This is a genomic window from Pseudomonas sp. NFX71 (genome assembly GCF_048079215.1).
In the GTDB taxonomy this organism is placed as follows: domain Bacteria; phylum Pseudomonadota; class Gammaproteobacteria; order Pseudomonadales; family Pseudomonadaceae; genus Aquipseudomonas; species Aquipseudomonas fluorescens_B.
Genome location: NZ_CP182230.1, coordinates 5,411,783 through 5,432,597, shown reverse-complemented (window position 1 = coordinate 5,432,597; position 20,815 = coordinate 5,411,783). Strand labels below are relative to the sequence as shown.

The 20,815-nt window shown below is 60.6% G+C and carries 20 protein-coding genes; 9 read left to right on the top strand and 11 right to left on the bottom strand.

Translation table 11 applies throughout. The features are described 5' to 3' along the window. Nucleotides 1-91: 91 nt before the first annotated feature. The 9 genes from ACM1ZW_RS25285 (at nucleotide 92) to ACM1ZW_RS25245 (ending at nucleotide 11,568) form a co-directional block, all read left to right on the top strand. On the top strand, nucleotides 92-1,438 hold the full coding sequence (locus ACM1ZW_RS25285; protein WP_416739600.1) for a coproporphyrinogen III oxidase: 1,347 nt from the start codon (nucleotides 92-94) through the stop codon (nucleotides 1,436-1,438). Between the two features lie 22 nt (nucleotides 1,439-1,460). Further along, nucleotides 1,461-2,849 carry an oxygen-independent coproporphyrinogen III oxidase gene (gene hemN, locus ACM1ZW_RS25280; protein ID WP_416739599.1) on the top strand — a complete coding sequence of 463 codons (1,389 nt, stop codon included), beginning with the start codon at nucleotides 1,461-1,463 and terminating at the stop codon, nucleotides 2,847-2,849. Nucleotides 2,850-2,959: 110 nt separating this feature from the next. Then, the gene (nosR, locus tag ACM1ZW_RS25275) at nucleotides 2,960-5,140 is read left to right on the top strand and encodes a transcriptional regulator NosR (protein ID WP_416739598.1); all 2,181 of its coding nucleotides are present in this window, start codon (nucleotides 2,960-2,962) and stop codon (nucleotides 5,138-5,140) included. A gap of 52 nt (nucleotides 5,141-5,192) precedes the next feature. Beyond that, the gene (gene nosZ, locus ACM1ZW_RS25270) at nucleotides 5,193-7,115 is read left to right on the top strand and encodes a TAT-dependent nitrous-oxide reductase (protein WP_416740843.1); all 1,923 of its coding nucleotides are present in this window, start codon (nucleotides 5,193-5,195) and stop codon (nucleotides 7,113-7,115) included. A gap of 27 nt (nucleotides 7,116-7,142) precedes the next feature. Continuing rightward, nucleotides 7,143-8,432, top strand: coding sequence for a nitrous oxide reductase family maturation protein NosD (locus tag ACM1ZW_RS25265; RefSeq protein ID WP_416739597.1), 1,290 nt, complete (start codon nucleotides 7,143-7,145; stop codon nucleotides 8,430-8,432). Then, the gene (locus ACM1ZW_RS25260) at nucleotides 8,429-9,352 is read left to right on the top strand and encodes an ABC transporter ATP-binding protein (RefSeq protein ID WP_416739595.1); all 924 of its coding nucleotides are present in this window, start codon (nucleotides 8,429-8,431) and stop codon (nucleotides 9,350-9,352) included. The genes ACM1ZW_RS25265 and ACM1ZW_RS25260 overlap by 4 nt, the downstream gene beginning before the upstream one ends. Further along, nucleotides 9,349-10,179 (top strand): ABC transporter permease, encoded by an 831-nt coding sequence (locus ACM1ZW_RS25255; RefSeq protein WP_416739594.1) that lies wholly within the window; start codon nucleotides 9,349-9,351, stop codon nucleotides 10,177-10,179. Before ACM1ZW_RS25260 ends, ACM1ZW_RS25255 begins: the two co-directional genes overlap by 4 nt. 33 nt (nucleotides 10,180-10,212) lie before the next feature. Beyond that, the gene (locus ACM1ZW_RS25250) at nucleotides 10,213-10,716 is read left to right on the top strand and encodes a nitrous oxide reductase accessory protein NosL (protein ID WP_416739593.1); all 504 of its coding nucleotides are present in this window, start codon (nucleotides 10,213-10,215) and stop codon (nucleotides 10,714-10,716) included. Nucleotides 10,717-10,824: 108 nt separating this feature from the next. After that, nucleotides 10,825-11,568 (top strand): SDR family NAD(P)-dependent oxidoreductase, encoded by a 744-nt coding sequence (locus tag ACM1ZW_RS25245; protein ID WP_172790894.1) that lies wholly within the window; start codon nucleotides 10,825-10,827, stop codon nucleotides 11,566-11,568. A 184-nt stretch (nucleotides 11,569-11,752) separates the two neighbouring features. Here the strand turns inward: ACM1ZW_RS25245 and ACM1ZW_RS25240 are convergent, their stop codons facing one another. From ACM1ZW_RS25240 to ACM1ZW_RS25190, 11 genes are all read right to left on the bottom strand, one after another. Continuing rightward, nucleotides 11,753-13,246, bottom strand: a complete 1,494-nt coding sequence (locus ACM1ZW_RS25240; protein WP_416739592.1) for a cytochrome D1 domain-containing protein — start codon at nucleotides 13,244-13,246, stop codon at nucleotides 11,753-11,755. Continuing rightward, entirely contained in the window at nucleotides 13,243-14,082 is an 840-nt protein-coding gene (gene cobA, locus ACM1ZW_RS25235) for a uroporphyrinogen-III C-methyltransferase (protein WP_411960961.1), read from the bottom strand. Before cobA ends, ACM1ZW_RS25240 begins: the two co-directional genes overlap by 4 nt. A 70-nt stretch (nucleotides 14,083-14,152) precedes the next feature. Then, entirely contained in the window at nucleotides 14,153-15,331 is a 1,179-nt protein-coding gene (gene nirJ, locus ACM1ZW_RS25230; protein ID WP_416739591.1) for a heme d1 biosynthesis radical SAM protein NirJ, read from the bottom strand. Nucleotides 15,332-15,357: 26 nt separating this feature from the next. Beyond that, the gene (locus tag ACM1ZW_RS25225; protein ID WP_414880420.1) at nucleotides 15,358-15,861 is read right to left on the bottom strand and encodes a nitrite reductase; all 504 of its coding nucleotides are present in this window, start codon (nucleotides 15,859-15,861) and stop codon (nucleotides 15,358-15,360) included. Further along, a complete protein-coding gene (locus ACM1ZW_RS25220; protein ID WP_010460162.1) occupies nucleotides 15,836-16,279 on the bottom strand; it encodes an Lrp/AsnC family transcriptional regulator in 444 nt (147 codons plus the stop codon). Before ACM1ZW_RS25220 ends, ACM1ZW_RS25225 begins: the two co-directional genes overlap by 26 nt. Next, nucleotides 16,272-16,787, bottom strand: a complete 516-nt coding sequence (locus ACM1ZW_RS25215) for an Lrp/AsnC family transcriptional regulator (RefSeq protein ID WP_102593703.1) — start codon at nucleotides 16,785-16,787, stop codon at nucleotides 16,272-16,274. The genes ACM1ZW_RS25220 and ACM1ZW_RS25215 overlap by 8 nt, the downstream gene beginning before the upstream one ends. After that, the gene (locus tag ACM1ZW_RS25210; protein WP_416739590.1) at nucleotides 16,784-17,242 is read right to left on the bottom strand and encodes an Lrp/AsnC family transcriptional regulator; all 459 of its coding nucleotides are present in this window, start codon (nucleotides 17,240-17,242) and stop codon (nucleotides 16,784-16,786) included. The genes ACM1ZW_RS25215 and ACM1ZW_RS25210 overlap by 4 nt, the downstream gene beginning before the upstream one ends. 1 nt (nucleotide 17,243) lies before the next feature. After that, nucleotides 17,244-18,422: a cytochrome D1 domain-containing protein gene (locus ACM1ZW_RS25205; RefSeq protein ID WP_416739589.1), complete on the bottom strand. Its 1,179-nt coding sequence runs from the start codon at nucleotides 18,420-18,422 to the stop codon at nucleotides 17,244-17,246. Continuing rightward, nucleotides 18,419-18,742, bottom strand: a complete 324-nt coding sequence (locus ACM1ZW_RS25200) for a c-type cytochrome (RefSeq protein ID WP_414883858.1) — start codon at nucleotides 18,740-18,742, stop codon at nucleotides 18,419-18,421. The genes ACM1ZW_RS25205 and ACM1ZW_RS25200 overlap by 4 nt, the downstream gene beginning before the upstream one ends. Before the next feature lie 19 nt (nucleotides 18,743-18,761). Then, nucleotides 18,762-19,076 carry a c-type cytochrome gene (locus ACM1ZW_RS25195; RefSeq protein ID WP_042932083.1) on the bottom strand — a complete coding sequence of 105 codons (315 nt, stop codon included), beginning with the start codon at nucleotides 19,074-19,076 and terminating at the stop codon, nucleotides 18,762-18,764. A 24-nt stretch (nucleotides 19,077-19,100) separates the two neighbouring features. Continuing rightward, entirely contained in the window at nucleotides 19,101-20,792 is a 1,692-nt protein-coding gene (locus tag ACM1ZW_RS25190; RefSeq protein ID WP_416739588.1) for a cytochrome D1 domain-containing protein, read from the bottom strand. Between the last annotated feature and the right edge of the window lie 23 nt (nucleotides 20,793-20,815).

Sequence of the window (20,815 nt, the reverse complement as noted above, 5' to 3'; positions counted from 1 at the left end):
CCAAGACGTTGCCTTGTGCTTGATGCAAATCAAGGCGTATTGATCGTTGAACCCCGACACTGATGACCCGCAGCCAGTGTCGGAGACCTTCATGCTCGATTTCTTTCACAACCCCGGCGAGCTGGTCGCCCGGTGCGATCAGGGCGTGCTCGACCCCAACTGTCATGCCGACACGCAAAAATTCCATGAGGGTATCGGATCACTGGATCTGCTTCGCGCGTTGCGCGTCAGCCGCCAGAAGCGACGTCCGCTGTCCCTGAACGTGCAGCTACCCTCCAGCCTCAAGCTTGCCTTTTGTTCCCCTCGTGATAGCGCCGACGAGCACCAGGGTATTGAGCAGTACCTCCAGCATCTGGAGCAGGAGATCGACCTCGTCGGTTGCCACCTGGATGCGCAGCAACGGGTGGAACAGTTTCATCTGGGCGGCGCAACACTCACCATTGCTCACATAGGGCGGCTGATGAGTCATCTGCGTCGCCGTTTCAACTTTCTCTTACATGATTGCGGCGACTACAGCGTCGAGGTGGACCTTTATCAAACCGATTGGGCGACCATGGGCGTGCTGCGCGACCAGGGGTTCAATCATGTCAGCATCGGTGTACCGGATTTCGACAGCGACTGTGAGAGGTCGGTGGCCTGCTACCAGAACCCGGCGCCGATCCAGTCGCTCATGGACGCGGCGCGGACCTTTGGTTTTCGATCCATCAACGTCGATCTGGGTTTTGGCCATGCCTGGCAGACGCCAGACAGTTTTGCGTTGAAGCTGGCGAGCATTATCAAGCTGGAGCCAGACCGGCTGATGGTGTTCGATTATGCCCGGCCACCACGACGCTATCGTCCGGTGCTCGGTGATAAAGTCAGAGAGCAGTGCAGCCAGGTCGATAAAGGCGCGATGCGCCAGATCTGCTTTGATCAACTGCTTTGCGCGGGTTATCACTACATCGGTATGGGGCAGTTTGTCCGGCCCGATGATGATTTGGCAGTCGCCCAGGAGCGAGGCCGGTTGCGCCGTACCTGTGAGGGCTTCTCCCGTCACGGCTATTGCGATCATGTTGGATTCGGTTTGGGTGCCATTAGCCAGATCGACGATTTGTACACGCAAAACACCGACGAGATTGAACGCTATCAGCAGCAACTGGACAGGCAGCAATTGCCGACGTGTCGAGGCTGGCGCTTCGAGGCGGGGGAGCAAATCAGGCAAATGGTCATGGAGCGACTGGCGTGCGATCTGGAACTGGATATACGCGCCATCGAAAGACGTTATGGGCTGGTTTTTTCCAGGTATTTCTCGTCGGTCTGGCCGTTGCTGGAGCAATTGAGTCGTGAGGGGTTGATTGAGTTGTCAGGCCGCTTCATCAGCATTCTCCCTGCCGGTCGGCCGGAAGTGGATGCCATCTGCAACCTGTTTGAAAAGGATGTGGGCGGTGCGAGGTGTTAACCCATTTGCGAGTTGATTGATCATGAAGCCTTCCTTTGATTTCAATCGCGCCCTGGTCGAAAAGTATGACCGCCCGGGGCCGCGCTACACTTCTTACCCAACCGCGCCACAGTTCCATCAGGCCTTTGCCGTTGACGACTATCAGCGTGCCGCCCGCGAGAGCAACCAGGCAAGCGCGTCGAAACCGCTGTCGGTGTATATCCATATTCCGTTTTGCAAAAGTCTTTGTTACTACTGCGCCTGCAACAAAATCATTACCCAGAAAACCCATCGCGCCGTCGAGTACCTTCGGTACCTCAAGCTTGAGATTGCGATGCAGGCGGCCTTGTTCGATAGCACCCGTAAACTCACGCAATTGCACCTGGGCGGCGGCACGCCGACTTATTTAACCAGTGAACAGCTCGCGGACCTGATGGATTGCCTGCATCAGGCGTTCAACATGGATGACAGCGATGACCATGAATTTTCCATCGAAGTCGACCCGCGCACCATCAGCACCGAGCAGATCCGGTCGCTGCGCCAGTTGGGCTTCAATCGCCTGAGCTTCGGTGTTCAGGATTTCGACCCCGACGTGCAGGCCGCGGTCAATCGCCAGCAAAGTGAAGAGCAGATTTATGCGCTGGTTGCTGCGGCACGCGAGGCGCAATTCAAGTCGATCAGCGTCGATCTGATCTATGGCCTGCCGTTGCAAACCGTGCAGAGTTTCGACGTCACCCTCAGCAAGATCATCGCGCTGCGTCCGGACCGGATTGCTGCCTACAGCTATGCGCACCTGCCGGAAATGGTTCGCGCACAACGGTTGATTCGTCCCGCCGACATGCCGCCGCCGGAGCGCAAGCTGGAATTGCTTGAACTGATCATCCGCCGTCTGACCGCGGCCGGTTACGTCTATATCGGCATGGATCATTTCGCCTTGCCGGACGACGAGCTGTCGCTGGCCCGCGCCAATGGCACCCTGCAGCGTAACTTTCAGGGCTACTCCACCCACGCCGACTGCGACTTGATAGGCCTCGGCGTGTCCTCGATCGGCAAGGTCGGCGACAGCTACAGCCAGAGCGTCAAGGAGCTGTCTCAGTACTACGCGCGTCTGGACCAAGGCCTGCTACCGGTGCATCGCGGTTACCGCTTGAGCGCAGACGACTTGCTGCGCCGCGAAGTGATCAGCGACCTGATGTGCCACGGCCGTATTACGTTTAACCGCTATGAAATGCGTCATGACATTCTCTTCACCGAGTACTTTGCCGATGCCTTGGCCCAACTGGAGGAACATGTTCGCGACGGACTGCTGCTGATCCACTGCGACGAACTGGTGCTGTTACCACAGGGGCACTTGATGATGCGCAGTGCCGCGATGGCGTTTGACGCCTATCTGGGTAGTGAGCAAAAAGGCCTGTTTTCACGCACGGTTTGAGTCATTGGCGCCTGTCCTCATGGGCTAATTTCTCAAGTTGATTTCAATCAAGGGCAGGGGGCGCAACGCTCCCTAACATGACCGAAAGCCCTTTTGAAATCAGCGAGCCCATGACAATCCATCCGCCTTCGATACACGGCAACCTGCGCGCCTTGGGCGTCGGGCTGGTGGTCATGCTAATGCTGATACTCGCCACCTTTGAGGCGGTGCAAGCCAAGCAATACGGCGACATCGAGCAGCAGCGCATCGAGAAAACCTTCCCTCAGACCGATTCCGTTTCCGCCCCCGAAGGCCGGTTCAAGGTGCGCACGCTGTCCGCCGCCGGCAAGGTGCTCGGCTATGTGTTCCAGAGTCTGGACGTGGTGGACATCCCTGCCTACTCGGGCAAGCCGATCAATACCCAGGTGATCCTCGACACTGCAGGTGCGATTCAGGATGCCTATGTGCTGGAGCACCATGAGCCCATTCTGCTGATCGGCATTCCTGAGGCAAAACTTCACGGCTTCAGCGCCAGGTACAAGGGCATCAAGGTCAGCCAGCGGGTGGTCGTCGGCCATTCCAGCGACCCGAAGGCCGTCACCGTCGATGCGATTGCCGGGGCTACCGTCACGGCGATGGTGGTCAACGAGGTCATCATGCGCGCCGCCCACGACGTGGCCGTATCGCTCAAGCTGATCGAGGACACGGGCGGTGTGGCACGCATGCCTGCCACCGTGCGCCAGGACTTTTTCGAACCCGCCACCTGGGAACAACTGACCGGCAACGGCGCCATCCGCCGCTTGAACCTGACCCGTGGTCAGGTCGACGCCGCCTTCAAGGGCACCGACGCCGAAGGCGTGGAAAACGCCGCCGCCGATCAGGTGGATGAGACCTTTATCGAGCTCTACACCGCCGACCTGAATCCGCCGACCATCGGCCGTGCGCTGCTGGGCGACAATCAATATCGCTTACTTATGCAGGACCTCAAGCCCGGCGAGCAGGCCATTGTGGTGCTGGGTCGTGGGCTTTTTTCCTATAAAGGCTCGGGGTATGTGCGCGGCGGGATTTTCGATCGGGTGCAATTGCGCCAGTTCGGCAACGTCATCAGTTTTCGCGACATGGACCATCAGCGGCTCTCCGACGTCTTTGCCAGCGGCATGCCGGAATTCACCGAAATGTCGATTTTCATTGTGCGCGAGCCGGCCCGGTTCGACCCGGGATCGCCCTGGTCCCTGGAATTGCTGGTGCGTCGTCAAACCGGGCCGCTCAGTAGCACCTTCAGCAGCTTCGAACTGCCTTATCAACTGCCCGAGCCGTACCTTGAGCGGCCACTGCCCAGCGTCGAAGAATTGGCCGCCCTCGAGGAAGCCGGTCGGCCGATGTGGTTGACCATCTGGTACCAGAAAACCTTTCAGATCACCGTGCTCGGCAGCGCTTTACTGCTGCTGATGGCGATCCTGTTCCTGCAGGACTCCTTCACGCGTCGGCCACGTTTTCTGCACTGGCTGCGCCGAGGTTACCTGGTCTTTACCGTGGTGTTTCTCGGCTGGTATGCGCTGGGGCAACTGTCGGTGGTCAATGTGCTGACCTTCGCCCATGCGCTGTTCGATCACTTTCGCTGGGAGTTGTTTCTCACCGACCCGCTGATCTTCATGCTCTGGGTCTTCGCCGCCGCGAGCATTCTGTTGTGGGGGCGGGGCGTATTCTGCGGCTGGTTGTGCCCGTTCGGTGCCTTGCAGGAGCTGATCAACGAAGCCGCGCGCAAGCTGAGAATCCCCCAATACGAATTGCCTTTCGCGGTGCATGAACGGCTGTGGGCCATCAAATACATCATTTTGCTGCTGCTGTTCGGCCTCTCCCTGGAGTCGATGTCCACCGCCGAATTGTTCGCCGAGGTGGAACCGTTCAAGACCGCGATCACCCTCAGGTTCGACCGCCAATGGTGGTTCGTTCTCTACGCGGTGGCACTGCTGGTCATCAACCTCTTCACCCGCAAAGTCTATTGCCGCTACATCTGCCCGTTGGGAGCCGCGCTGGCGATTCCGAGCAAATTTCGCCTGTTCGACTGGCTCAAACGCCGCAAGGACTGTGGCACACCCTGCCAGCTGTGCGCTAAGGAGTGCGAGATCCAGGCGATTCATCCCGATGGCCGAATCAATGCCAACGAGTGCCACTACTGCCTCGATTGCCAGATGACTTACCACAACGACAACAAGTGTCCGCCACTGATCAACAAGCGCAAGAAGCGCGGCAAACCGGCACCCATCGCTGTGCAACTGATACCTGTCGTGGAAGTGAGCGCTCTGGAATGAACCCCGCGAGCGCCTGTGCGCTGCGACCGTTTTTATCCTTCAAGGAATACACCTGATGAACGACACAGAATCCAAAAAAGCCACTGAAGTGCCGGAATCGACCGGCCTCAGTCGTCGCGGTTTCCTGGGCACCAGCGCGGTGACCGGCGCGGTACTGGCCGGTGCCACGGCCATCGGTGGCGCGGTGTTTACCCGTGAGACCTGGGCGGCAGCGGCCAAGGACGCGCAACTGAAAACCCACGTCGGGCCGGGCGAACTGGACCAGTACTACGGTTTCTGGAGTGGCGGTCATCAGGGTGAAGTGCGGATCATGGGCATTCCGTCGATGCGCGAGCTGTTGCGTGTACCGGTGTTCAACGTCGACTCCGCCACTGGCTGGGGCCTGACCAACGAAAGCAAACGGATCATGGGCGACAGCGCGCATTTCCAGAATGGCGACTGCCACCACCCGCATTTGTCCATGACTGACGGCAAGTACGATGGCAAATACCTGTTCATCAATGACAAGGCCAACAGCCGTGTTGCGCGTATCCGTCTGGACATCATGAAGTGCGACAAGATGCTCACCGTGCCCAATGTGCAGGCCGTTCACGGGCTGCGCCTGCAAAAAGTGCCGCACACAAAATACGTGTTCGCCAATGCTGAATTCGTGATTCCACACCCCAATGACGGCAGCACCTTCGACCTGCAGGACAAGAATAGCTACACGATGTTCAACGCCATCGATGCCGAGAAAATGGAGATGGCCTTCCAGGTCATTGTCGATGGCAACCTGGACAACACCGACGCCGACTACACCGGCAAATACGCGGCGTCCACCTGCTACAACTCGGAGAAGGCCTACGACCTGGGCGGCATGATGCGCAACGAGCGCGACTGGGTGGTGGTGTTCAACATCCCGCGCATCGAAGCGGCGATCAAGGCTGGCAGGTTCATCACCCTGGACGGCTCGAAAGTGCCGGTGGTCGACGGTCGTAAAAACGAAGGCAAGGACAGCACGTTCACCCGCTACATCCCGGTGCCGAAGAACCCCCACGGCATCAATATGACGCCCGATGGCAAGTACTTCATTGCCGCGGGCAAACTTTCGCCCACCTGCACGATCATCGCCACCGCGAAGCTGGATGATCTGTTCGACGACAAATTCAAGGACCCGCGCGATGCGGTGGTCGGCGAACCGGAACTGGGGCTGGGCCCGCTTCACACCACCTACGACGGCCGCGGCAATGCCTATACCACGCTGTTTATCGACAGCCAGGTGGTGAAGTGGAACGTGGAGGAGGCCATTCGCGCGTACACCGGCGAGAAGATCAACTACATCAAGCAGAAACTCGACGTGCAATACCAGCCGGGCCACAACCATGCCTCGCTGACCGAAACCAGAGACGCCGATGGCCAATGGCTGATGGTGCTCAGCAAATTTTCCAAGGATCGCTTCCTGCCGACCGGCCCGCTGCACCCGGAAAACGATCAACTGATCGATATCTCCGGCGAGGAAATGAAACTGGTGCATGACGGCCCGGCCTTCGCCGAACCCCACGACTGCGTCATGGCCCGCCGCGACCAGATCAAGACCAAGAAGATCTGGGACCGCAACGACCCGTTTTTCGCCGAGACGGTGGCGATCGCCGCCAAAGACGGGATCAAGCTGGAGACCGACAACAAGGTCATCCGCGACGGCAACAAAGTCCGCGTCTACATGACCTCGATGGCCCCGGCCTACGGTTTGCCGGAGTTCACCGTCAAACAAGGCAACGAGGTCACGGTGACCATCACCAACATCGACCAGATTGAAGACGTGACCCACGGCTTCGTGATGACCAACCATGGCGTGAGCATGGAAATCAGCCCGCAGCAGACCTCGTCGATCACCTTCATCGCCGACAAGGCCGGCCTGCACTGGTACTACTGCAGCTGGTTCTGCCATGCACTGCACATGGAAATGGTCGGCCGCATGAAGGTCGAGAAGGCCTGACCGTTGCCCATCGACAGGAGCGAAGCAATGACTGATAGCAAGGGAAACCCGGTGACGGTCATTGCATTTGCGCTCCTGCTGATGTCCGGCAGCGCGCTGGCGGTGCAACCCATCACCTCGTTGCCGCTGCGGGTAGACGCCAATCAACGCTGGCACCTGCCGGCGGGGGAATACCGGGGCTCGTTCAGTGTCGATCAACCGATGCAGATTCTCTGCGAGCCCGGCGCGGTATTTCAGGGGGACGGGCAGGGCAACGGTGTGATCATCGGCGCGCCGGATGTCGCCATCGAAGGCTGCACCTTTCTAAACTGGGGACACGACCTCACCGCCATGAATGCGGCGCTGTTCATCCAGCCCATGGCCTATGGCGCGGTGATCAAAGGCAATCGCCTGCAGGGCAAGGGCTTCGGTATCTGGGTCGACGGCACTCAGAATGTGAGCCTGATCGACAACCGCATTCAGGGTGATCCGGCGATGCGCTCCCAGGATCGCGGCAACGGCATTCATCTGTATGCGGTGCATGGCGCCAAGGTCATTGGCAACCAGGTGCGCGACACCCGCGATGGCATCTACATCGACACCTCCAACGGCAACCTGCTGCAAGGCAATACCCTGGAAGACCTGCGCTACGGCGTGCATTACATGTTCGCCAACGATAACCAACTGATCGGCAACACCACCCGCCGCACCCGCACCGGCTACGCCTTGATGCAAAGCCGCAAGCTCACGGTGATCGGCAATCGCTCCGAACAGGATCAGAACTACGGGATCCTGATGAACTACATCACTTACTCAACCTTGCGTGACAACTTCGTCACTGACGTGCGCGACGGCTCGACCGGCGACAGCATGATCAGCGGCGCCGAGGGCAAGGCGCTGTTCATCTATAACGCGCTGTTCAACAGCATCGAACACAACCACTTCGAGCGCAGCGCCGTGGGCATCCATCTCACCGCCGGCTCGGAAGACAACCGCATCGCCGACAACGCGTTTGTCGGCAACCAGCGACAGGTCAAGTACGTCGCCACCCGCTTGCAGGAGTGGTCGGTGGATGGCCGCGGTAACTACTGGAGCGATTACCTGGGCTGGGACCGCAACAACGACGGCCTCGGCGATATCGCCTACGAACCCAATGACAACGTCGACCGCCTGCTCTGGCTGTACCCGCAGGTGCGGTTGCTGATGAACAGCCCTGGGATCGAGTTGCTGCGCTGGGTGCAACGAGCCTTTCCGGTGATGAAATCGCCGGGGGTGCTGGACAGCCATCCGCTGATGAAATCATCCACTCAACCCCTGACCCAGGAGCCCAACTCATGAACGTCATCGACATCGAAGGCGTCAGCCAGCGCTATGGGCATGCCACCGTGTTGCATCAGCTCAACCTCAGCCTGGCGGAAGGTGAAGTGCTGGGTTTGTTCGGGCATAACGGCGCGGGCAAGACCACCAGCATGAAACTGGTGCTGGGCCTGCTCCAGCCCAGCGAAGGGCAGGTCCGGGTGTTCGGTCGCTTGCCTTGCGATCCCCATGTGCGGCGCCTGCTCGGTTATCTGCCGGAAAACGTCACGTTTTACCCGCAACTGAGCGGTGTCGAGACTTTGCGTCATTTCGCGCGACTCAAAGGCGCCGCGTCCGCCCAAGTGGACGCACTGCTGGAGGAAGTCGGCCTGGCCGGTGCGGCGCATCGACGGGTCAAGACGTACTCCAAGGGCATGCGTCAACGCCTCGGGCTGGCGCAAGCGCTGCTTGGTGAGCCGCGTTTGTTGTTGCTTGACGAACCAACAGTCGGCCTCGATCCCATCGCCACTCAGGACTTGTATCGGTTGCTCGATCGCCTGCGTAGCCAAGGCACCAGCATCATTCTGTGTTCCCACGTCTTGCCCGGTGTCGAGGCGCACATCAACCGCGCCGCGATTCTGACCCAGGGACGTCTGCTGGCACTGGGAAGTCTACGCAGTTTGCGCGAGGAAGCCGGGTTGCCGACGCTGATTCGCGCCAACGGCCTCAAGCACGCCGGGCCCTTGCAGCAACGCTGGAACAACGCCGGGCACCTCACCGAACGCTGGGGCGTCGAAGGTCTTGAAGTGGCCGCGCTCAATGGCAGCAAACTCGGGCTGTTGCGCCAGCTGCTCAATGAAGACGAACCGGCCGACGTGGAAATCCATCAACCGTCGCTGGAAGATATTTACCGCTACTACATGAGCCGGGCCGGTGCGATGCCAATCGGGGAGACCGTATGAACGCTGTCTGGAACATGGCCCGCAAGGAATTCAGTGACGGGTTGCGCAATCGCTGGTTGTTGGCAATCAGTGTGTTGTTCGCGGTGCTGGCCATCGGCATCGCCTGGCTGGGCGCGGCGGCCTCCGGGCAATTGGGGTTTACCTCGGTGCCAGCCACCATTGCCAGCCTCGCCAGTCTGGCAACGTTTTTGATGCCGTTGATTGCGTTGCTGTTGGCTTATGACGCCATCGTCGGCGAGGACGAGAGCGGCACGTTGCTGCTGTTGCTGACGTACCCCTTGGGTCGCGGGCAGATTCTGCTCGGCAAGTTTGTCGGCCACGGGTTGATCCTGGCGCTGGCGACGCTGATCGGTTTCGGCTGCGCCATGCTGGCCATCGCGGTGCTGGTGGACGATATCCAGCTGAGCCTGCTGCTCTGGGCCTTCGGTCGGTTCATGGCGTCGTCGACGTTATTGGGCTGGGGGTTTCTGGGGTTGGCCTATGTGCTGAGCAGTGCGTCGGCCGAGAAATCCACGGCGGCCGGGCTGGCGCTGGGCGTGTGGTTCTTCTTCGTGCTGGTGTTCGATCTGGCTTTGCTGGCGCTGTTGGTGCTCAGCGAAGGGCAGTTCAACCCGAAAGTGCTGCCCTGGTTGCTGCTGCTCAACCCCGCTGACATCTATCGCCTGATCAACCTCTCCGGCTTTGAACCCGGCGCCAGTACCGCGGCTGTGCTGACGCTGGGCAGCGATTTGCCGATGCCGGGCTCGATGCTCTGGCTATGCCTGTCGCTGTGGGTGGCGGTGCCATTGGGCTCGGCCTGGCTGTTGTTTCGTCGCCGGGCGACATGAATTTCCACTTTGATGGTTTTGGAGTAGTTGACGATGAGTACGTTTTATCTGACGACGATGCGCGCGGTGGCGGGCCTGATGATGTGCCTCCTGCTGACGGCCTGTGACAACCCAGTGCAAGCCACTTACAGCGACGCCGCCGCAGCCTTTCATCCCAGTGATGAATGCCATGTCTGCGGGATGATTATCGACGGATTCCCCGGGCCCAAGGGCGAAGTGGTCGAGCGGGCCGGGGTCAGGAAGTTCTGTTCCACGGCGGAAATGATCGGCTGGTGGTTGCAGCCGGAAAACCATCATGGCGATGCAAAACTGTATGTCCATGACATGGGCCGCAGCCCGTGGAACGCGCCGAATGACGCCCACCTGATCGATGCCAAAGACGCCTTCTACGTGGTCGGCACCCAACTCAAAGGCGCCATGGGCGTGGTGCTGGCGTCGTTCTCAAGTCGCGAGGCCGCTGAAAAGCTTGCCGCTGAACAGGGCGGTCGCTTGCTGCGCTTCAGCGAGATCACTCCGGCACTGCTGCAGCAACGCTAACGTCGTTTAAAAAGCCTGATCGCCGTCAAGTCGTTTTTTCGTCTCCTGCTCAAAGATAGGTCTCGCTACGTCCCCAGTGCTGGCATCCGTGATGCCCAGGAGAAAATGATGAAAACCGAGTTTCAAGATCGTTTGGCGGTGGTCACAGGTGCCAGCTCCGGGATCGGCCTGGCTCTGTGCGCCGCGCTATTACCGCGCGGGGTCAAGGTGCTGGCGATGTCACGGACTCTCGGTGAATTGCCGGCCTTGCAGCAGATCTACGGCGAGCGGTTGCAGTGGTTTGCCGGGGACGTCACAAGTCAGCAAGACCTGAGCGAACTGGCCGAGCGCGCTGCGGCGATGGGCCCCGTGGACTATTTGGTGCCTAACGCGGGTGTCGCCGAGATGGCCGACAGCCTGGATATGCAGGCCTTCCAGCGTCAGTGGGCGGTCAACGGCGCCGGGGCGTTGAACACCCTGGCGGCGTTACGCGGTGAATTGGCGAGCCCGGCTTCGGTGGTGTTTGTCGGGAGCTTCCTGACCGGCTCGAGCTTTCCCGGGTTGGCCGCTTGCATTGCCAGCAAGGCTGCGCTCGCGGCTCAGGCACGCACGCTGGCGGTGGAGTTCGCGAATTTTGATGTGCGCATCAATCTGGTCTCGCCGGGACCGACGGCTACCTCGATGTGGGATCACTTGGGGTTGAGCGATGGGGAGCTTGACGATGTTGCCGACACGCTTGGTAAACGTCTGTTGCCGGGGCATTTTCTTGATGCGGCGGCGGTGGCCAATGTGATTGTTTTTCAGCTGTCGCAGGGGGCTCGGGGTGTTTACGGCCAGGACTGGAAGGTTGATAACGGTTACACCTTGGGTTAAAGGGCGAAGACAAACCTGTGGCGAGGGAGCTTGCTCCCGCTCGGCTGCGTAGCAGTCGTAAAACCAGCGCCTGCGTTTAATCTGAATGTACCCAGTGACGGTTTGTAGGGGCGCTGCGCGCCCCAGCGGGAGCAAGCTCCCTCGCCACAAGTGCGATGTATATTTCGGTATTGGGGCACAAGGCCTAATGCGAAGTCCCCTCGGCAAACTCAATCTTGTTCCCCACGTTGTACTTGCCCGAAGGCTTGTTCATCGGAATGCGTTTGATCTCCTGCAAGGTGTTGCTGTCGTAGACGATCAGCGCGCCATCGGTGGCCCAGATGCTCAGCAGCAAGTAGCGGCCGTCGCGAGTGAACTCAACATGAGCGGCGGTTTTGCCGGGGACCGGGCGCAGTGTGTGGGCGATTTCCAGGGTCTGTTTGTCGATCAGGTGGATCGCATCGTTGTCGGGCCCGAAGAACACGTCAGTCCAGGCGTACCGCGAGTTGACATGACTGCGCATGAAGAAGCCCGGCCCCAGGGTCGGGATTTCCTTGATCAGTTTCCAGGTCTTGAAGTCGATGACCGAGATCAGCCCCTTGCTGATATTCGGCGTGGCGAACACCCATTCACCGTTGCGTTTCCAATAGGTCCCCGACCCCAAATGCGGCATGCCCGGCAGCGGTATGTCGGTGACCACCTTGCCGCTGTCGAGGTCGATGACCTGGCCGCCCTGGGCCTTGCGCGACGTAGCCAGCAGCTGTTTGTAGTCCGGCGAAAAGGAAAAATCATCGAGAAAATCCCCGGCAGGAATCCGCCGGGGTTCGAAATCCGGTATGCCCGACCAGGACAGCTCCCAGACTTCCTTCACGTCCTTGAGTGCGACGATGAAGCTGTCGCGCGGCGGAGCGGAGTAAACCGCGCTGACCCGTGACGCGGTACCGTTCTGACCGATGGTCGGGATGGTTTTGACCAGCGACAGATCGCGGGCATCGAGCACCACCAGGTTGCCGGGCAAATAGTTGCCCACCAGCACCCAGCGTCCATCCTTGCTCACCGCCAGGTTGCGGGTGTTAAGGCCGGCGCGGACCTCGGCGATCAGCTTCAGGTTGTGCAAGTCATACAGACTGATCCAGCCGTCACGGGAAGCGAAGTAGACGAAGCGCCCATCGGGCGAGAACTTCGGCCCGCCGTGCACGGCGAAGTGCGAAGCGAACCGCGCGAGCACCTCAAAGCGGTCACCGTCGAGGATGTCGATGTGATGGTCGCCAGCTTCTACCACCACAAACAGGTTCATCGGGTCGGCGCCGTGCTGGGGCGTGGAGGGCAGTTTGCTAAGGTCCGCGAGCAGCGAGTAACTGCCGAGAATGTCGTCATTGCTCCAGGTGGGCGGGGTGGCAGGCGGTTGCTGAAGGTAATCCACCAGCGCGTCGATCTGCGCGGGGCTGAACACGTTGGCATAGCCGGTCATCTGGCTCGCGGGGCGACCGTTTTGAATCACGCTGCGGATTTCATCAGGTTTGATCCGGCTGAGGCTCTCAGGCAACAACGCCGGCCCTGCGCCGCCGAGACGGTTGATACCGTGACAGCTTTGGCAATGCTGCTGATAGAGTTGCGCCGCGTGTTCAAGTGCCGGCACTGCTGCGCCGGCCTGGGCCGCACTGACCCCTAACAGGTGGGCAAGGACGATGCGCCTCATATCGCCACCTTGGCGCGACGTAGCAGGGCTTGGGTCGGGTAGAGTCGCGCCGGGTATTCCAGCTGTTCTGCGTCAAACATATCGACCACTGAGCCGATTACCGTCAGTGTCGGAATACCCGGTGGACAATCCAGCGCCAGGGTCGGCAATTGGTGCAGCTTGCCGCGGGCGACGTGCTGGTCGGGTCGCGTGCCGTTGCTGATCAGCGCCGCCGGTGTGTCGGCCGACAGCCCGGCTTCGATCAAGCGTTGAGCGATGATTCCCAGGTTCGACAAGCCCATGTAAAACACCAGCGTCTGGCTACTGTCGGCGAGGCTGCTCCAGGGCAACGACAACTCGCCATCGCGTTGCAAATGGCCGGTGATGAACCGGCAGGAATTGACCAGGTCGCGGTGGGTCAACGGTATGCCTGCATAGGCGCTGCAGCCGGAAGCGGCGGTGATTCCCGGCACCACCTGGCAATCAATGCCGCGTTGCAGCAGGTACTCCAGCTCCTCGGCACCGCGACCGAAAATGAACGGGTCGCCGCCCTTGAGCCGGACCACGCGTTGCCCTTGATCGGCGAGGTCGGCCAGCAGTTCGTTGATCTGTTCCTGGGGCAGGCTGTGGCAACCGCTGGCCTTGCCGACGTAATGACGGGCGCAGGCGAGGGGAATCAAGTTCAGCAGTTCGGGGCTGATCAGCCGGTCGTACACCACGGCGTCGGCCTGCATCAACAGGCTCCACGCGCGCAGGGTCAGCAGGCGTGGGTCGCCGGGGCCAGCGCCGACAAGGGCGACTTCGCCCGGCCGGAACGGCGACTCAAGTGTGGCCGGTATAGCAATTGATGGAGGCATGGGACGTCCTTGGTGCTTCATCAGGTTGACCGGCCCCAGCCTTTGTCAGGTGGTTGGCCGGACGGGCTATTCAGTGGGTAATGCAAGGGATGTTCGTTGACGGCGTAACACCGATTTCGTCATCGCTGAGGTGGCAGCCGGGGTCCTGGCCCCACAGATCTCCCTCGGCCCAGGCACGCGTGCGGGTGTTGCCGTTGCAGATGGGCAACCAGCGGCATTGCGCGCAACGACCACCGACGGCGCGGGGATGCTCACGCAGGCGCAACAGCAGGGCATCCGGCTGATCCAGCCACAACGTGCGGAACGGCGTGCGCCGGACATTGCCCACCGAGTGCTGCCACCAGTAGGTGTCCGGGTGCACTTCGCCGGTGTTGTCGATATTGGCGATGCCGCTGCCGGAGGCGTTGCCACCCCAGGCGCGGAGCATGTTTTCCAGGCGTGGGTAATGCTCGGGAATACGAAGGGCTGCCCATTGCAGCATCAGAATGGCATCGGCATCGTTGTTGCCGCTGACAAAATCGCTGTCGCGCCCCTGTTGGATGTCTTCCCAGGCTCGCTCAAAGATCAACGTCATGGCCTCGCGGCTCATCTGCTGGTGCGCGTCGAGTTTGCGACTGCGTTTACCGCGACCGCTGTAGTTGAGGTGCGACAGATAAAACTTCTGCACGTCGTACTCGCGCATCAGCGCCAGTAATTGGGGTAACTGCGGATGGTTTTCCTGGGTCAGGGTAGTGCGCAGCCCGACGCGAATGCCTTGTTCGCGACAGAGCCGGATCGCCTGCATGGAGCGGGCGAAGCTGCCCTTGAGTTGGCGGAAAGCGTCATGGGTGGCTTCCAGGCCGTCAATGCTGATCCCGACGTAGTCGAAATTCGCCGCACTGATCTGCGCAATGTTCTGCTCATCGATCAGCGTGCCGTTGGTGGACAAGGCCACATAGAAACCTTTGGCCCGGGCGTAGGCGCTGAGCACAAACAGATCCTCGCGCAACAGCGGTTCGCCACCGGAAAGAATCAACACCTTCACCCCGGCATCGTGCAAGTCGTCGATCACGGTCAGCGCGGCGGCCGTATCCAGTTCGTCGCGAAAGACACTGTCGGCCGAGGTGGCGTAGCAATGTTTGCAGGTCAGGTTGCAGCGCCTGAGCAGGTTCCAGATCACCACCGGCGCCCGGTTACTGCCCGGTGGACTGGTTCTGGGTGCAGGCGCCTGGCCTGCCAGCGCACGCAAGTATTGGCTGATCCTCAACATGCAACTCTCCTTGAGTCAGGGCGTGTTCAGTGCGAAGCGACAGGTAATCGCAAGCCGGTTTTCTTCAGGATGCGGCTGCTCACCAGCATCTCGTCGGCAACACAGGCCTCGCCCAACAAATAGCGCAGGTGCTCGCGGTAGCTGTTGATCTCATCGCGGCTGCGGCCATGCACCATGGCGAACAGGTTGTAGCGCCATCCGGTTCGGCGCGGGCGGCGATAGCAATGGCTGACGAAAGGCTGCGCGCCGATCAGCGCGCCGAGGCGCGTTATGTCGGTGTCGCGCACATCCCAGACCGTCATGCCGTTGTGGCGATAGCCCAGTCGGTAGTGATTGGGTACGGCGGCAATGCGCCGAATCGCGCCCTCGGCCTGCAAGCGCTTAAGCAGGTCCAGGGTGGATTCGACGCTTAATTCCAGTTGTTCGGCGAGCCACGCCCACGGGTCATCCAGTAACGGCAGACCGGCCTGGGTCAACGCAATCAGACGCTGGGCGAGGGTGTCTTCAGACCGGGAAATACAGACCGACATGGTAAGTCTCCTCCTTAGGCAGGTTGAGCAGGGGCAGGCCGGTCAGGGTTTCGATGCGCTGCAGCGTCTCGGCGATGCCTTCTTCGGTCGCGCAGCCAAGCACGAACCACATGTTCCAGGCGTGTTCGCGTCGGTAGTTGTGCGCCACTTCCGGCAGGCCATTGAGTTGTTCGGCGACGTCATCGAAACGTTCTTCCGGCACCGCCAACGCGGCGAGGGTGAAGGCGCCGCCCAGCCGTTCAATGTCGAACATCGGGCCGAAGCGTGTGAGCACGCCATCAGCGAGCAGGGTGTGCAATCGGTCGAGCAGTTCAGTGCTGCTGCTCTGCAGTTCGGCCGCCAATACCCGCCAGGGGTGGCGCACCAGCGGCAAGCCCAATTGCAAACGGTTGATCAGTCGGCGGTCGAGGTCATCCATGGGTCGGTACTCCGGTGCGCGAGGGCGCAAAACGGCCGCCGCACTGTTTGAAGACCTGGGTGCTGAACAGTAATTGATGGGGCAGGTCGCTCAGTAGATGCTCCTCCAACAACGCCTGGATCTGCGCCTCAACCTGCTCACGTTGACGCCCGTGCACCATGCAAAACAGGTTGTACCGCCACTGCGGCAGGCGCCGGGGCCGCTGATAGCAGAGGTTGATGCCGGGCGCTCGCCCCAGGCGCTGGCCGACTTCGTCAATCAGCGCATCGGGAACATCCAGCACCAGCATGGCGTTGGCGGTAAAGCCCAGCGCTCGATGGTGCAGCACTAGGCCGATACGGCGAAACAGCCCTAGCTCGCTCCATTGGCGCATCTGTTCGAGCACCTGATTTTCGTCAGCGTTGAGCCGTTCGGCGAGAGCCTGATACGGGCGCGACACCAGCGGCAACCCGCCTTCGAGGTGCCGGCGCAGCGCCAATGCTTGTTTGGGGTTCAATCCTGGTGTCATGAGTTTTCTCCCAGGGCAAAGCCCAGGTCGATGCGGTAGGCGGTCAACATCGGCAGGTCCAGCGGCATGAGGCCGGTGTCGTCCTCCAGTTCCTTGAGCACGCGGTCGATGTGTTGGCGATCAGGGGCGGTCAGCACAAACCACAGGTTGTAAAAATGTTCCCGTGCGTAGTTGTGATTGACCTCGGGGTACTGACTGACGCGCTCGGCCACCTGTTGCAGGCGGTCGGCGGGCACGGCGAGGGCGGCGAGGGTGCTGGCCCCGGCACGGCTGTGTTCGAACACCGGGCCGATGCGTGAAAGGGTGCCGGCCTGATCCATTTCTTCCAGGCAGGCCATCACCTGGGATTCGCGGCAACCGAGAATCCTGGCCATCTCCTTGTACGGTGACGGACACAGCGGCATGCCGTGCTGAAAGCGGTCGATGAGTTGGCGACTGAGCAGCTCAAGGTTCATTTCAATACCCCATTTTCTGCGCACGACTGCTGAAGAAGATGCCGCTCGGTGCTCTGGCGGGCAGGGTGCTCAGCAGCTCCAGTCGGTACGGTTCCCAGATCTGGACCTGATCACCGTCGCGTAATGACAGCCACAATTGGTCGCCGCGTGCGGTGAATTCCATGTGCAGCACCGCTGGCCCGGGGCGCAGATCGGCGACCACGGCGTGGGTTTCGGTGTCGATGACCTGAACCCGATCATTGTCCGGGTAGGCGAAATTGACCCACAGCTGCCGACCGTCCGGGCGCGACGTGACGAACACCGGTTGGCCGGCCACTGGAATCACGGCGGTCTGCTGCCAGGTGCGTGAATCCATCACCAACACCTGATGCCGGCCGACGGCGGGCACGAAGGCCTGGTTATCGGCGACGGCCCAACCTTCCAGGTGCGGCATCTTGTAGACCGGGAGTTTCGCCTGACCGCGTCCGTAATCGCCGAGCACTCGCTGCACGCCGCGTTCTGGATGCCAGAGGTCGAGTTGCGCCATGCCGTCTTCACCGAACAGGCCGGCCATGTAATAGCGTCCATCGGGGGTAATCAAGGCGTCGTAGGGTTGCTGGCCGATACCGGTGAAACGGCTGATCTGCGGCGTGCTGCCCTGACTGAAATCGGCGGTCCAGATCTCGCCGGTATCGAACAGGCTGAAGACAAAACGTTGCCCCGGCGCGTCGACCAGGCCGACCACCCGGGAGCGCTTGGTGCCATCGGCCAGGGGCGTGGCCGGAATATCGGCCACCAGTTGCAGGGTATCGGCATCGAACACCTTGACCCCGCCGGGCATGTAGTTGGACACGGCGATCAACTTGCCGTCCTGACTGATGGCGCCACCAATGCTGTTGCCGCCCTGGATGACGCGATGATCGATACGCCAGGTCAGCAAGTCGATTTTGCTCAACCCGCCGTCGCGCCCGAACACATAGGCGTAGCGCTGGTCACGGGAGAACACCACCGAGGCATGGGACAGGTCGCCAAAACCCTCGAGCCGGGCCAGCGCGGTGTGGGTGTCGCTTTCGATGATTTGTACGCTTGCGGTGGCGCGCTCCACGACCAGTCCCAAGTCGCCGGTGCCACGCAATGGTGGCTGAACGCAAGCGGACAACAACAGCCCGGTCGCCGCTGACAGCAGGATTGAACGGATCATGGTGCGGGATATCCCTGGAGAAGTAGATCGACCAGCCAACGGATGTCGCCGGGGCTGAGCAGCGGAGCCCAACCGGGCATCGCGGTGCCGGGCCGGCCTTGGGTGACGGTGGCAATCAGGCTGTCCCTGGATTTGCCGGCCAGTGCTGCGTGCGTCAGTTCTGGGCCAAGCCCGCCAGTCAGGTGCAGTCCATGGCAGGCGCCGCAGTCCTGGGTCAGCAAGTGTTCGAGTTGTGCCTGACGTTGGGCGTCCGGCGCCGCAACCGCGGTTGCGCAAATGAGGAGGAGGGCCGCCAGAATCACAGCGTGTCGATACACCATCAAGACGCCCTCCTGGCGGTTATTTGAGTGTCAGTACCCAAGTCGCGAGCGTTTTCGCTTCTTCTTCAGTCACCGGGTTGGCCGGCATGGGCATCGGCCCCCAGTTGCCTTGTGTACCGTTCTTGATGTGGCTCGCGAGGGTGTCCACGGCTCCGGGTACGCCAGCGTTCTTGGCCGCTACATCCTTGAGCGCAGGGCCGACAATCTTGGTGTCGATGGAATGACAGGCTGCGCAGGGTTTGCTCTTGAACAGCTCCAGCGCGTCTTGGGCCATGGCCGGTTGCACACTCAGCGCGGCGGTCAGGGCGAACAGTGAAAACAAAGTATTTTTCATGGTGGTTCCTTGCATTGATGGAGCTCAATAGATGTCGTGTTGGGTGTTGTAGACGTTGAACTTCCCGGTGGGTGTGATCAGTCGTTTGTCCTTGATGACTGACTTGAGCTTCAGTGTTTTGTCGTCGATCACCACCAGCGCCGACTCGTCTGCCTGGCCACTCCACACGGAGAACCAGACTTCATCGCCGGCCTTGTTGTATTCCGGTTGCACGACGCGCATGGCGCCTTGCTTGATGCCCGCGTATTCAGCGATGGGCAGCACGGTGTAGCCGGCGTCGAGTTTGTCGAGGTTGAACACCGCCACTGACTGACTGAGTTTTGTATCCGGGTTGAGGGTGGTATCGACGTACAGATGACGGGAGTTGGGATGGGTTTTGATGAACAGCGATCCACCGCCCTGACCCTTGAGCGAGGCGACCTGCTTCCAGGCGTATTGCGGGTGTTTGGTCGGGTCGGTGCCGATCAGCGAGATGCCATCATCACCCAGATGGCTGGTGGCCCAGACTGGGCCATAGGTCGGGTGATTAAAGTTGGCGCCGCGACCCGGGTGAGGGGTTTTGCCGACGTCCACCAGAGCGGCCAACTTGCGCTCCTTGGAGTCGATCACGGCGACCTTGTTGGAGTTGTTGGCGGCGGTCATGAAGTAGCGGTGCGTGCTGTCCCAACCGCCGTCATGCAGGAAAGGCGCGGCGTCGATGTAGGTGACGGTGAGGTTTTTGATGTCCTGGTAATTGACCAGCATCACCTTGCCGGTTTCCTTGACGTTGACGATGAACTCCGGCCATTCGTGGGAGGCGATGATCGCCGCGACCCGAGGCTCCGGGTGATATTCCTGTTTGTCGACGGTCATGCCGCGGGTCGAAACGATCTGCTTCGGCTCCAGGGTTTCGCCATCCATGATGGTGAATTGCGGCGGCCAATAAGAGCCGGCGATGGTGTATCTGTCTTCGTAGCCTTTGAACTTTGAGGTCTCGACCGAGCGTGCCTCGATGCCCACTTTGACTTCGGCGACCTTGGTCGGCTCCACCGGCCAGAGGTCGATCATGTCGATCCGGGCGTCTCGGCCAATCACCAACAGGTAGCGACCCGAAGCAGAAATGCGCGAGATGTGCACCGCGTAACCGGTCTCTATCAGCTTGACGATCTTCTTGCTGTCACCGTCGATCAGGGCGATCTTGCCGTCATCGCGCAACGTCACCGAAAACAGGTTCGGCAGGTTGAGTTTGCTCAGCTGCTTCTTCGGACGATCTTCGGGTTTGACCAACACTTTCCAGGTTTTCAGCGTCTCGGCCATGCCCCATTCCGGTGGCGTCGGCGGCGTGTGCTGAATGAACTTGGCCATGACCGTGATCTGATCCTTGGTCAGCGCATTGGACGTCCCCCAGTTCGGCATGCCCGCCGGCGACCCATAGGTAATCAAGGCCTCCAGGTACGGCTGCCCGCGGTTCTGGGTAATGTCCGGCGTCAACGGTTTGCCCGTGGCCCCTTTGCGCAAAACGCCGTGGCAGCCTGCGCAGCGCTGGAAGTAGATTTCCTTGGATGAGTCGAACTCGGCCTGGCTCATGTCGGGAGCGCCGGCGGTTTTGACCATGGGCGAATTGGCCGCAGCGGCGGCGGGCTCGTCAGCGCTGGCGGCATGACTCACCGCCAGGGCCAGTGACGAACACAATGTGGCGAGGGTCAGGGCAAACATTTTTCTGTTGCTGATCAGCATTCCATTTCTCCTCAGGCAAGACC

Coding starts and splice junctions, on each gene's coding strand:
- ACM1ZW_RS25285 (WP_416739600.1), top strand. CDS start 92: ATGCTCGATTTCTTTCACAACCCCGGCGAGCTGGTCGCCCGGTGCGAT.
- hemN (WP_416739599.1), top strand. CDS start 1,461: ATGAAGCCTTCCTTTGATTTCAATCGCGCCCTGGTCGAAAAGTATGAC.
- nosR (WP_416739598.1), top strand. CDS start 2,960: ATGACAATCCATCCGCCTTCGATACACGGCAACCTGCGCGCCTTGGGC.
- ACM1ZW_RS25265 (WP_416739597.1), top strand. CDS start 7,143: ATGACTGATAGCAAGGGAAACCCGGTGACGGTCATTGCATTTGCGCTC.
- ACM1ZW_RS25260 (WP_416739595.1), top strand. CDS start 8,429: ATGAACGTCATCGACATCGAAGGCGTCAGCCAGCGCTATGGGCATGCC.
- ACM1ZW_RS25255 (WP_416739594.1), top strand. CDS start 9,349: ATGAACGCTGTCTGGAACATGGCCCGCAAGGAATTCAGTGACGGGTTG.
- ACM1ZW_RS25250 (WP_416739593.1), top strand. CDS start 10,213: ATGAGTACGTTTTATCTGACGACGATGCGCGCGGTGGCGGGCCTGATG.
- ACM1ZW_RS25245 (WP_172790894.1), top strand. CDS start 10,825: ATGAAAACCGAGTTTCAAGATCGTTTGGCGGTGGTCACAGGTGCCAGC.
- ACM1ZW_RS25240 (WP_416739592.1), bottom strand. CDS start 13,246: ATGAGGCGCATCGTCCTTGCCCACCTGTTAGGGGTCAGTGCGGCCCAG.
- cobA (WP_411960961.1), bottom strand. CDS start 14,082: ATGCCTCCATCAATTGCTATACCGGCCACACTTGAGTCGCCGTTCCGG.
- nirJ (WP_416739591.1), bottom strand. CDS start 15,331: ATGTTGAGGATCAGCCAATACTTGCGTGCGCTGGCAGGCCAGGCGCCT.
- ACM1ZW_RS25225 (WP_414880420.1), bottom strand. CDS start 15,861: ATGTCGGTCTGTATTTCCCGGTCTGAAGACACCCTCGCCCAGCGTCTG.
- ACM1ZW_RS25220 (WP_010460162.1), bottom strand. CDS start 16,279: ATGGATGACCTCGACCGCCGACTGATCAACCGTTTGCAATTGGGCTTG.
- ACM1ZW_RS25215 (WP_102593703.1), bottom strand. CDS start 16,787: ATGACACCAGGATTGAACCCCAAACAAGCATTGGCGCTGCGCCGGCAC.
- ACM1ZW_RS25210 (WP_416739590.1), bottom strand. CDS start 17,242: ATGAACCTTGAGCTGCTCAGTCGCCAACTCATCGACCGCTTTCAGCAC.
- ACM1ZW_RS25205 (WP_416739589.1), bottom strand. CDS start 18,422: ATGATCCGTTCAATCCTGCTGTCAGCGGCGACCGGGCTGTTGTTGTCC.
- ACM1ZW_RS25200 (WP_414883858.1), bottom strand. CDS start 18,742: ATGGTGTATCGACACGCTGTGATTCTGGCGGCCCTCCTCCTCATTTGC.
- ACM1ZW_RS25195 (WP_042932083.1), bottom strand. CDS start 19,076: ATGAAAAATACTTTGTTTTCACTGTTCGCCCTGACCGCCGCGCTGAGT.
- ACM1ZW_RS25190 (WP_416739588.1), bottom strand. CDS start 20,792: ATGCTGATCAGCAACAGAAAAATGTTTGCCCTGACCCTCGCCACATTG.